The following is an 11707-nucleotide window of genomic DNA, read 5'->3' as shown; positions in this document are numbered from 1 at the left end:
TCATACGGGGACCCCGGGGTAGAGCCACATCAAGAGCCGCGCAACGGCACGCGCCGCGCGTGTTCTTTTGTAGGAGCGCACCCTGTGCGCGACCAACCTACGGAGAGGTACATCCCGGCGCTGCGGTCGCGCACAAGGTGCGCTCCTACAAGGGGAGGGCGTGGCCTGTGGATGGTGGGTCAATCTTGCCCGTCGGCTATTTGTGGGAGCGCACCCTGTGCGCGACTAGCCTACGGAGCGGTACACCGAGGCGTGGCTGTCGCGCACAGGGTGCGCTCCCACAGACAGGCAGGCAGCTGTGGCAGCAGCGAGGCTTTGCCTTAGGTCGTCTTTGCTGTGGCGCGTTGGGCGAACGCTGATTCCTCTCCCGAAGGAGAAGAACAGGTTCGATTATCCAAACCCATCAATGCGTCGACGCAGCCGGCGCCGGGGCGTGATGGCCTTGCTGCATCGACTTCACGTAGTCGACGACGTCCTGCTTGGACACCACGCCGCGATGCTCCTTGTCGATCGCATCGAAGTGCGCGCGGATGAAGGGTACGGGGCCTTTTTCTGCCTCTTCCTTGGTCAGCAAGCCGTCCTTGTTCTTATCGGCAATGTCGAAGTTCTTCAGCCGGTTTTGGGCGTCGTTGGCGATATTGCCAAGGCCTGATTGCGCCTGGGCGGCCGTGGCGGCGAGGGCGGCTAGGGTGGCGATGATCAGAACTGTCTGGCGCATGGCGTGACTCTCTCCCTGAATGACGGGCGGAGTATGTCACTGGGGATGTGAGTGGTTCGTTCGGGCGATCGCCCGTTGTGGCGTCGTCGCGGACGCTCTTGTGGGAGCGCACCCTGTGCGCGACGCGCCCCGCCACTGGCAAGGGTCGTCGCGCACAGGGTGCGCTCCCACAGGGGGATCTACACGCTGAAGGCGAGGGTGTTGGTGAGGTCGCCTGGCGGCGGTCCGCCGGCGGCGATCATGGCTTGCTCGCGCATGCTCAGGCCGGGCAGTTTTTCCAGGCCGAAGCGACGGGTGAGGAAGCGCGCGATCGAGCCGGTGTCGTAAATCGTATGGTCGACATGGCCCTTCTTGGCGTGTGGCGAAACCACGATGGCGGGAATGCGCGAACCCGGGCCCCAGCGGTCGCCCTTGGGCGGCGCCACGTGATCCCACCAGCCGCCGTTCTCGTCGACGGTGATCACCACCATGGTGTGTTTCCACGCCGGCGACTTCTGCAACGCATCGACGATGGCCATCACGTGGCGATCGCCGGTGTCCACATCCGAGTAGCCGGCGTGCATGTTCAGGTCGCCCTGCGGCTTGTAGAAGCTCACGGCGGGCAGGCGATTGGCTTCGATGTCGGCGAGGAAGCGATTGGTCTTGGCCGTTTCACCCACGCCGCCATCGCGCAAATGCTTGGCGCGTGCATCGGTGCCGGGCGCAAAACGCTTGAAGTAGTTCAGCGGCTGATGATGGATCTGGAAATTCGGCCGCTGCGGGAACTGGTGTTCGTCGCCATCACCCTTGCCGTCGAGCGCCAGTTGCCAGGCGCCCGCATACCACGCCCACTCGACGCCGGCGGCGGACAGCACGTCGCCGATGTTCTTATGCACTTGCGGCGGCAGCGTGTTCGGACTGTCCTCGGAGGCCAGCAAGGGATTCGTGCCCGACTGCGTGCTGGTGGGCTGATACGGCGGCATCATGGTGTTCACGGCCCAGAAGTCTGGCGTGAGCTGGCTGCGCGAGACGTACTTGGGCTTGCCGTCCATGGCGCTGCGCGGTGAATCGTCGGCGAGCTTCAGGCGCGTGTCGTTCGCCTTGCCGCTTTCGGTCACCGCGATGTTGAACTGCGCGGGGCTCTTGTCCGCATCCGGATAGAACGGCGGCTGCGCGGCCACCAGGTACTGGTGATTGAGGAACGAGCCGCCGAACGCGCCCATGAACCAGTTGTCGCAAAGCGTGTATTGCCGCGCGAGCTGCCACAGACGCAGGTTCGAGGCGCTGTCGTCGTAGTGGCCCATCACCATCGCGCCGGTGTCGCCCCAGGCGACGAAGCCATCGTTCTTGCCGCCGTTGATCTGGCGCTGGTTGTCGTAGAACGCGTGCACCAGATCGCGCGTCACCACGCCATGCGGCAGCGGCTCGCCATCGCCCGTGCGCAGCGCCCACGGTGCGTTGGGCAGACCGGTGAGGTGCTCCTGCATCACCTGGTAGTCGCGGTGATTGACCGTCTGCTTGTGCGGCGCCAAGCCGTGCCAGATCGGCGGTAGCTCCTTCAGCACGGCGCCGTCGCGGTCGCGCTGCAGGTAAGCCTCGGGCTTCAATCCGCCGAGCGGCTGCTCCACGCCCGGGAAATTGGCGAACAGGTTGTTGAAGCTGCGGTTCTCCAGGTAGATCACCACGACCTGCTGGATTTCCTTGCGCAGCATCGCGTCGATCGCTGCGGGCGCCGCCGGTGACGCCGACGGCTGCGCGGCCGCCGCCCATCCCTCGGTGCCGCCGAGCGCGAGCGCGGCGCCGCCCAGCGCGATACCGCCCAGCAGGCGGCGTCGCGAGGGGTCTTGCGGAGTTTCGTCGGGTTGTTCGAGGGAAGGCGGCTCAGGCAGTTTGGTCACGGTGCGGCGTCGTCGTAGAAGCGGGACAGGTCGGCCTTGGTTTGCTGCAAGGACGTCTGGTCAAGATAAATCATGTGGCCGGAAGGATAGAAACCGAACGTGACGTTTTTGCGCTCGGCCGCCTCCAGTCCCAGATGCGTAAGGTCGAACTCGGTCGCGTAGAACGGCGTGGCCAGATCGTAATAGCCGTTTGCCGAGAACACCTTCAGGTGCGGGTTGCGACGCATCGCATCGCCCAGGTCGTCGCCCACGTAGGTGGCTTGCAGCCAGCCGCCGTTCTTCTTGCGCTTCCAGTCCCAGTTCTTGCCGATGGCGCCGTAGTTGTTGGGCAGGTAGGCGCGCTCGTCGGTGAACTTCAGTTCGGTGGCGGCGTACTGGTTGAACACGGCCACGTAGGCGCCGGTGATGGCGTCGCTGGCGGTGTCGCCATCGGGCGTTTCGCCGGCGGCATCCGGGTCGATGCCCTGGAAACGGCCGTCCAGACGTCCGACGGTGAGGCGCTCGTTGCGCAGCAGCTCCTTGCGGAAGCGGCTCGGGCTCACGCGCAGGTTGGCTTCCTTGATGTACTGCGGCGACAAACCGAGATAACGGCTCATCTGGCTGGCCACGCGATCGGCTTCCGCCGGATCGATGGCATCGCCCTTGGCCAGCGCCAGCGTGTAATCGCCCGAAGCGAAGCGGCGCACGTCGGCGAGGAAGGTGCGGATATCGGCCGGCTTGTTCGGCACCTTGTTGTGGTACCACGCAATCGCCGCTTCGGTGGGCAGGTTCACGATGTAGCCGTGATCGATGCCCGGCGCCGCCACGGAGAAATCGAGGATGGAGGACATCAGCACGACGCCGTTGAACTCCATGCCCGCCTCCTGCAGCGACTTCACCAGCACCGCGGAACGGGTGGTGCCGTAGCTTTCGCCGAACAGGAATTTGGGCGAATTCCAGCGGTTGTTGACGCTCACATAGCGCGTGATGAACTTGGTGAACGCCTCGGCGTCCTGGTCCACGCCCCACACGTCCTTGCCTTCGGTCTTGCCGGCAAGCTGCGAATAGCCGGTGCCCGGCGCATCGATGAAGACCAGGTCGGACTTGTCCAGCAGGCTCTGCTCGTTGGGCACCCAGCGGTACGGCGCGGGCGGAATCGGCTTGTCGCCATCGTTGGCCACGCGTACCGGTCCGAACGATCCCATGTGCAGCCACATCGACGACGAACCCGGGCCGCCGTTGTAGAAGAACGTCACCGGGCGCTTGCTGTTCTTGCCGCCGTCGGCGGTGTACGCGACATAGAAGAAGCTCACCGTCGGCTTGCCCTTGTCGTCGCGGATGGTGAGGCGACCGGCGGTGGCGGTATAGCTGATGGTGCGGTTGCCCACGCGCACGCTGTGCTTGGTCACCACGCTGCGCTCGGGCGGCGTGGGCTGCGTGTTGTCGTCGGCGTTCTTGTCTTTGTCACCCTGTTCGGACTTGGGTGCATCCTTGGGCGTGTCGGCCGCGTGCAGCGGGAGGGTGCCCAGGGCGAGGGTGATGGCGAGGGCGAGCGAAGCGAGAGAGTGCGAGCGCATGCTGATCATTTCCTTAAAGGACTTTCCTCACCGTCATCCCTGCGAAAGCAGGGATCCAGTGACTTTGGGGTAGGCAAGAAAGGCCCTGGATCCCTGCTTTCGCAGGGATGACGGGAGTGAGAGGTTGAAGGACAGCCCACATCACGAATGCGTAGTGGCGTCGTAGTAGCGAGCCAGGTCGCCCTTGAGCTGCTGCAGCGCTTCGGTGTTGAGGTAGATCATGTGGCCCGACGGGTAGTACAGGAAGTGCACATTGCCGCGCAGCGACGGTTCCAGGTTCATGTGCGAGATGTCGTATTCGGTGTTGAAGAACGGCGTGGCGAAGTCGTAGTAGCCGTTCACCGAAAGCAGCTGCAGATGCGGGTTGGTGCGCATCGCATGCGCCAGGTCGCCGGCCACGTAGGCCATCAGCAGCGGACGCTTGATGCCGGCGGCCTGGTGCTTCCAGTCCCACGACTTGTTGATGTCGCCGAAGGTCGGGCGGTAGTCCAGATCGCTGTGGTAGTTCAGCTGGTTGACGATGTAGTCGTTGAACGCGGTGACGAAGGCGCCGCTGATGCCGGTATCGGAGGCGTCGTAGTCGGGCACTTCGCCGGCGGCGTCTTCGTCCACGCCTTCGAAGCGCGCGTCGTAGCGGCCGATGGTGCGGCGCTCGTTGCGCAGCAGTTCCTTGCGGAAGCGCGACGGATCCACGCGCAGGTTGGATTCCTTGATGTAATCCACCGAGAGGCCCGTATACGCCGCCAGCTGGCGCGCCACGGCGTCGGCTTCGGTGGGCGAAATGTCCTGGCCCTTGGCGAGCGCGCTTGCATACGGTCCGCTGGCGAACGCGCGCGCCTGATCGATGTACGCCTTCAGGTCGGCGGGCTTGTTGGCCAGCTTGTTGTGATACCACGCGGCCGCCGCATAGCTGGGCACATAGCCGATATACATCTCGTCATAGCCCGGCATGCGCATGCCGTAGTTGAGGATGGAGGACATGATGATCACGCCGTTGAACGACATGCCCTTGTCCTGCAGCGCATCCACCAGCGCGCCCGAACGCGTGGTGCCGTAGCTCTCGCCGTAGAGGAACTTGGGCGAGTTCCAGCGGTTGTTGATGGTCACGTAGCGCTGGATGGCGCGCGAGAACGCCGAGACGTCCTGGTCCACGCCCCAGAAATCCTTGCCATCAGCCTTGCCGAGCGGGCGCGAATAGCCGGTGCCCACCGCATCGATGAAGACCAGGTCGGTCTTGTCGAGCAGGCTGTCGCTGTTGGCGACCAACTTGTACGGCGCCGGCGCGGTGGCGGCGGGGCTGTCGGTGGCGATGCGCACCGGGCCGAACGAACCCATGTGCAGCCACATCGAGGATGAGCCCGGGCCGCCGTTGTAGAGGAAGGTGACCGGGCGCTTCTCCGCCTTGCCGCCGTCCACCGTATAGGCCACGTAGAACACGCTGGCCTGCGGCTCGCCCTTGTCGTCGCGAATGATCACCGTGCCGGCGGTGGCGGTGTAGGACACCGAGTGACCGTTGATGCTCACGCTGTGCTTGGTGCGCACCGCGGTTTCGGTGCTGGGCGCGTGGACTTCGTCGTCCTTGCTGGCGGCCTTTTTGTCTTTGTCGGGCGGCGCATCCTTGGCCAGCGTGATGGAACAAGGCAGCAGCACAAGGCTGCCGGCCAACAGCAGGGTCAAAAGGCGGCGCATGCAATTCCCCGGGGATTGGATCGATGTAAGCCCCGAGTATGCGTATCGCGCCCAGGTGGCGACCGTGACAAAAGTACTGGTTGGCTTACTTTTCGCTGACGGGAGCCAGGGCCCTTCCCCGCAGGATCATGCGCAAGTGGATGTGGGTGATAAAAAAACCCGGCGCGAACGCCGGGGGTGCGAAAGGCGACGAGCAGGGGCCTCGTCGCAGCGTGCTCTGTTTACAGGTCGATACCGAAGCCCGCGCCCACCGAGGTCTGCGAACCGCTGGTGGTGGCGCCCACGCTCAGGTGCGCCGTGCTGCCCACCGGCGCCGCGTAACCCACCGACAGCGCCGAACGCGAACCCTGGTAGCCCACGCCGGCGGCGAGGCGGCCGATGCCGGTGGCGCCGGCCGCGTTGATCGCCATCTGCGTGGAAGCCGCGCCCATCGCGCCCTGGTCGTTGATACGCTTGTTGACCTGGTTGAACTGGTCGTTCATCTGCGTGCGCAGATCCGACAGCGTCTGCTGATTGCCCAACGCGGCATCGGTATAGGCCTTGGCTGCCTGCAGGGTCTGCGAGGAGGAGGCATCGGTATAGGTCTTGGCGGTGGCCAGCGCGGCGTTGACCTGGCTGTTCACCTGGCCCACGTTTGCCGCATCGGTGGCATTCACGCCAGCGGCCACGTTGGTGATGGTGCGCTGGTTGGTGGCCGTGCCCACCGACACGGTGTTCGCGGCATTGGCGATCGAGCCCTGGCCCAGCGCCACCGAGTTGGCCGCCGTCGCCGAGGCGTTCTGGCCAAGCGCGGTGCCGGACGCCGCCGTCACCGAAGCACTCTCGCCCACCGCGACGGCATTCGTCGCTGCCGCCGTGATGTTGGTGTTGGCGCCCACCGCGGTGCTGCCATCGGCGCCGACCTTGGCGTTGCCACCGAGCGCGGTGTCGTTGGGGCCGGCGGCGAAGCTGCCGCCACCGATGGCCGTGCCGTTGCTGCCGCCGGCCTTGGCGCTGTCGCCAATGGCGACGCCGCCGGTCCCGGCAGCCACCGATGCCGTGTTGTTGCCATCCACGGCGATGGTGCTCGGCATGGATGCGCTGCCACCCGTCTGCAGTGAGTTGATGGCGTTGTTCACGTAGTTCATCACTGTCTGGGTGCTGCTGTCGGTATAGAGCTCAGCAGCGGCAAGACTGGAATGAAGCTGCGCTACGTTGACGGCATCCGTGTCGTACGTGCCCGCCGCGAGGTTGGTGAGGCGACGCTGGTTGGTGGCCGTACCCATCGACACGGTGTTGTCCTGATCGGCCAGCGAGCCTTGGCCCAGGGCCACCGAGTTGATCCCCGTCACCGACGCGCCTTGTCCAAGCGCGGTGCCCGAGGCAGCGGCAACCGACGCGCTCTCGCCAATCGCAACAGCATTGGTCGCGGCTGCCGCGACGCTGGCGTTGGCGCCCATCGCCGTGCTGCCATCGGCGTTGACGTTGGCATGGCCGCCCAGGGCAGTGTCGTTGGCACCGCCCGCATTCGCGCCGCTGCCGATGGCCACGCCGCCCGATCCGCTAGCCGCAGTCGCTGCGGTACTGCCGTCGACGGCAATGGTGGTGGGCATGCTGCCACCGCTCAGCTGCAGCGCACTGATCTGACTGGTGAGCGAGGTGACGTCCGCCGATTCCTTGCTGATCACGCCATTGAGCTGGCCCATGTTCACCGCATCACCGTTGGCCACGCCGGCCGCCACACCATGGATCAACGTGCCGCCGGCGCCGCCCAGGGTGAGGTTGCCCTTGTCCGCCGCGTCATAGCTGATGGCGAGCGGATTGGCAGCGACACTGACGGATGCCAGACCCTGGTTGAGCTGCGTGACGTTCACCGCGTCCGTGCCCGAGGTACCCGCCGCCACATTGACGATCTGACGCTCCGCACCCACCGCACCCACCGACACGGTGTTCGCACGCGCGGCCACGCTACCGGCGCCCAGTGCCACCGCGTTCGCCGCGTTGGCAGTAGCACCGACGCCCATCGCCATGGCCTGGTTGGCGCTGGCCGTGGACGAAGCACCGAAGGCGATCGAGTCGCTGATGTTCTGCGTGGCATCGGTGGCATTGCCTGCCGTCGCGCCGTTGCCGATCGCCATGTTGCGCGAGCCCTGGCCGCTGCCGGCCCAGGCATTGCTGCCGATGGCCTGGTCGTTGGTGCTGTAGGCTTCCGCGCCGCTGCCGATCGCCATCGAAAAGTCACCACCGGCGGCAGCCGCGCCACCGATCGCCACCGTCTGCGCGCCCACCGCGTTCGCTGCATAGCCGATGGCCACGCCATAGTCGCTGGACGCATTGCCGCCGATACCCAGCACCGTATCGCCGGTGCCGCTGCCCATGGCCTGCACGCCGATCACCGTGCCCCAGTTGCCGACGGCGGCCGCCGAATTGCCGATGGCGATGGTGGCATCGCCGATGGCCTGCGCGGCCGTGCCGACGGCGACCGAGAAACTCGTGCCCGATGCATTGGCGCTGTTGCCGATGGCGACGTTGTTCTGGTTGGACGCGTTGGCGCCCACGCCAACCGCCGTGGCGCCATGGGCCGATGCCTGCGCGCCCGGACCCACGGCAGTTGCGTAGTCGCCGGAAGCGACGGCGGCGGCCGGGTTGCCCGAAATATCGAACGCCTTCGGCGTGCCCGTGGCATCGACGATATAGCCGCCAATGGCCACGCTGCTGAGGCCGGTTGCCTGCGCGTTGGCGCCCAGCGAGGTGGCGTTGTAGTTGCTCGCGGTCGCGCCGTAGCCCACCGCGGTGGCATAGGCGAGGCTGGTGTTCGCGCTGTTGCCGAAGGCCGACGAGCCGATGCCAAACGCCGACGAATTGCCGCCAACCGCGGTGGCATAGTCGTCATTGGCCCAGCTGTTGTGGCCCACGGCGATGCTCTCGGTGCCGAGCGCCGTGCTCATCGCGCCAGCGGCCACGCTATAGGTGCCATCGGAAAGCGCAGTGTCGCTGCCGTCGCCGGCGCCATCGGCCGAGAAGTACGGATCGGTGGGGCTGACCACCTGCGGCGTCAGCTGCGCCAGCTGTACTTTGATCGCCGGCTTGGCAGGCGCGGACGCTGCCGCGGCCTGTGCCGATGCGCTGGCGTTGTCGGCCGCAAACGCGCCCGTGGCGAACATCAGTGCGCCGGTGGCCAGCGAAGTCGCCAGCAGGCCGGCGCGCACGCGCCTGGCGCTGCCGCCCTTGCCGTTGGACTTGGCAAGCTCGCCGGCCACCACCAGTGCGCCCAGCGTGCGGTTCCAGATCTTGCTGTGAATCTTGTTCATTGCATGCTCCCCGAGCGATGGATCGGCAGCGCATGGCTCACGGTCGCGACTGTGCGCGAATCACCTGCCATGGCGCCGATGGGTAACGTATGGACGTCTAAATGATTTGGGATCGACCGCCATCGGCATCGGTCCGGCCGCACTCCCCGTGCACCGTTGCGACGCCGACTGTCATGAGTTGTGCGCCGAGCCCGTGGTTGACCGGTGGTCCGGCCATCCACGGGCCGCCGGCTCAGTTGAACGAGCCGAGCACGCTCACGCCGGTAAACACGGACGGGCTGGTCACGGTCACGTAGTAGATGCCCGCGACCGGCGCGCGTATCGCCACCGACTCCGTATTGGTGCTGGGATGCGCCGAAACGTAGTCATAGGACGTGCTGGAGGCGGCGGCACCGCGCTTCACGTACACCGACACGTCGCCGCTGCCGCCGGAGGTGCGGAAGGTGAGGCTGGTCATGCCGCCCGGTACCAGCAGGGTGAATTGCTGGCTGGTGCCTGCGCTGCCCTGGGTGATCACCGCGCTGCCGTTGGCCAGCGCTACCGGGCCGGCCGGCGGCGGATTGGTGGTCGGCGGCTGGCCATTGCCCCAGGTGTAGGCCAGCGCATTGAACTTGCTGATGTCCAGCGAGCCAAAGCCGGTGGTGAAATCCCAGCCCGTTGCCGCGGTATAGCCGTAGGTCTTGCCGGCCACGGTGGCGCCGTTGCTGCCCGAGGTCACGTCATGCAGCACGCTCGGATTGTTTGGGAAATCACGGTACATCATGCTCGCGGGGAAGCCGATCGAGTTGTTCGCGTACGTCTGCGCACGCGCGAACACACCCACGAACATCGGCGAAGCGAGGCTGGTGCCACCCACCGAGTAACGCTGTCCGGCGATGAAGATCTGCGCGCCGGTGACCGAGGACGCGTCATAGGCGACGTCAGGAACCTGGCGCGTGGTGGCGCCAAGTGCAGTGGCCTGCCATGCAGGCGCGGCCTCGAACAGGCTCTTGCCGCCGGTGCTGGCCCAGACGCGGTTGTTGCCGTCGCCGGCATCTTCCACGCCATCGTTCCAGGTGGTTTCGCCGGCCCACACGCCGCCGTTGGTGCTGAGCTTGGTGCCGCCTACGGAGATCACGTTCGGCGAAGTCGCCGGCTCACTCACTGAGTAGGTGCTGAGACTGAAGGGCGAAGCAAACACCACGCCCGCGTTGGTCTCGAACTCGCCGCCGGTCGACACGTAGACACCCTGGTCGCCCGAAGCCACCGAGAAGGTCTGGCCCTGCGCGACGGCCTGGGCAAAGATCGCATCGTCGGCCTGCTGCGTGCCGGATTGATTGGCGATGGTTTCGTCCTCGCCCAGCGAGACGTTGACGACCTTGGCGATGTTGTCGACCACCGCCTGGTTATAGGCGGCCGTGATGCCTGCATCGGTCAGCTCTTCGTCGGCGGCGCCACCGCGGCCGTTGGCGGCGCTGTAGAACACCAGCTGCTTGACGCCGCCGGAGGTGCCGACGATGGACTGGGAATCGAGATTCCACTCCATGTCCGAACTGGGATCGTCGGAGAAATCCACCTCGCCAAGACTGCCGATGGTGACCGGCACCACCTTCACGTTGACCGGCGCCATCGCGGTCGCCGTGGTCATGGTGTTGAGGTCGCTCCTGGTCTGCGTCAGATCGCCCCAGGTGATGATGCCTACCGTCGTATTGAACGCCGTCGGTGTGCTGCCGGCGTCGTAGATGGCCGGAAACTCGGTGGGCGAATGCGTCACGGTGGCGACCGCCTGGGTGGTCGCGGTGGCGGTCTGCGTGACGGGCTTGCCCAGATAGCTGAGCGGGTGCTTGTGCTCAATGTTCTGCAGGCCGATCACCGAACCCACCACGCCGCTCAGCGCCTGCGGCACCATCACGTCGCTGTCGTTGCCGAAGCGCTGCCTGCCGTTTTCGACATAGCTCTTGAGCGTGGCGTTGAATGCGGTGGCGACCGTGTTGGCGTTGCCGTCGGCAAACACCAGCGTGTTGTTGGCCGATGCGGATACGTGCGTGAAGCCCGACTGCTGCAGATGCGCAATCACCGCCTGCACTTGCGCGTCGGTCGGCGCATACGCCGCCTTGAACTGCGCCGGCGTGAGGAACTTGCCGAACACCGCATTGCCCGGCGTGTTGACGTTCTTGATGAAGGCCTGCAGCTGGTCGGCGTTGCGCAGATTCAAGCTGACCGCCACGTGCAACGGCTTGCTGCCATCGAGCGGGCTCACCGCCGCCTGCACCTGCGGCAGCCCGTGCCTGTTCACCACATAGCTGGTATGCGTGACCGGCGCGCTGCCGGCGACGGCCGGTGCGGTAGACACGGTCTTCAACAATGCAGCGTGGCTGTGCGTGGGTGCCCAAGTGGTCGTGGCGGCGTGCGCGCCGAACGAGCTCATGGCCAAGGCTAGCGCCGTGGGCAGCAAGGCTTTGCAGCGCTGGACGCCCGTCTTCAACGTGGTGGTGCGGCTGAACATCTGGTGATCCCCGGTATGCGGGAGCGGTGCACGGATGAGGGCATCGATCCCAATTCGAAAAGGCGCCACGGCGGCGCTTCGCCAAGCGCGAG

General features: G+C 65.9%; 6 protein-coding genes. All 6 read right to left on the bottom strand.

Annotated features, from left to right (window positions below; translation table 11 throughout):
* Positions 1–403 precede the first annotated feature (403 nt).
* The 6 genes from Y882_RS17340 to Y882_RS17315 all read right to left on the bottom strand — a co-directional run bounded on the left by Y882_RS17340 (position 404) and on the right by Y882_RS17315 (position 11615).
* Complete coding sequence (locus Y882_RS17340; RefSeq protein WP_046973208.1) at positions 404–718, bottom strand: EF-hand domain-containing protein; 315 nt, start codon at positions 716–718, stop codon at positions 404–406.
* A 179-nt stretch (positions 719–897) separates the two neighbouring features.
* Positions 898–2595, bottom strand: coding sequence for an acid phosphatase (gene acpA, locus Y882_RS17335; RefSeq protein WP_046973207.1), 1698 nt, complete (start codon positions 2593–2595; stop codon positions 898–900).
* Positions 2592–4151, bottom strand: coding sequence for a S10 family peptidase (locus Y882_RS17330; RefSeq protein WP_046973212.1), 1560 nt, complete (start codon positions 4149–4151; stop codon positions 2592–2594). The genes acpA and Y882_RS17330 overlap by 4 nt, the downstream gene beginning before the upstream one ends.
* A 141-nt stretch (positions 4152–4292) precedes the next feature.
* The gene (locus Y882_RS17325) at positions 4293–5840 is read right to left on the bottom strand and encodes a S10 family peptidase (RefSeq protein ID WP_046973206.1); all 1548 of its coding nucleotides are present in this window, start codon (positions 5838–5840) and stop codon (positions 4293–4295) included.
* Positions 5841–6061: 221 nt separating this feature from the next.
* Entirely contained in the window at positions 6062–9130 is a 3069-nt protein-coding gene (locus tag Y882_RS17320) for an ESPR-type extended signal peptide-containing protein (protein WP_046973205.1), read from the bottom strand.
* Between the two features lie 232 nt (positions 9131–9362).
* Complete coding sequence (locus tag Y882_RS17315) at positions 9363–11615, bottom strand: protease pro-enzyme activation domain-containing protein (RefSeq protein ID WP_046973204.1); 2253 nt, start codon at positions 11613–11615, stop codon at positions 9363–9365.
* Between the last annotated feature and the right edge of the window lie 92 nt (positions 11616–11707).

The sequence above is a fragment of the Dyella japonica DSM 16301 genome (genome assembly GCF_001010355.1).
Lineage (GTDB): Bacteria > Pseudomonadota > Gammaproteobacteria > Xanthomonadales > Rhodanobacteraceae > Dyella > Dyella japonica.
Note: the sequence above shows the minus strand (reverse complement) of the source record. Positions and strands in the feature narration are given on the sequence as shown.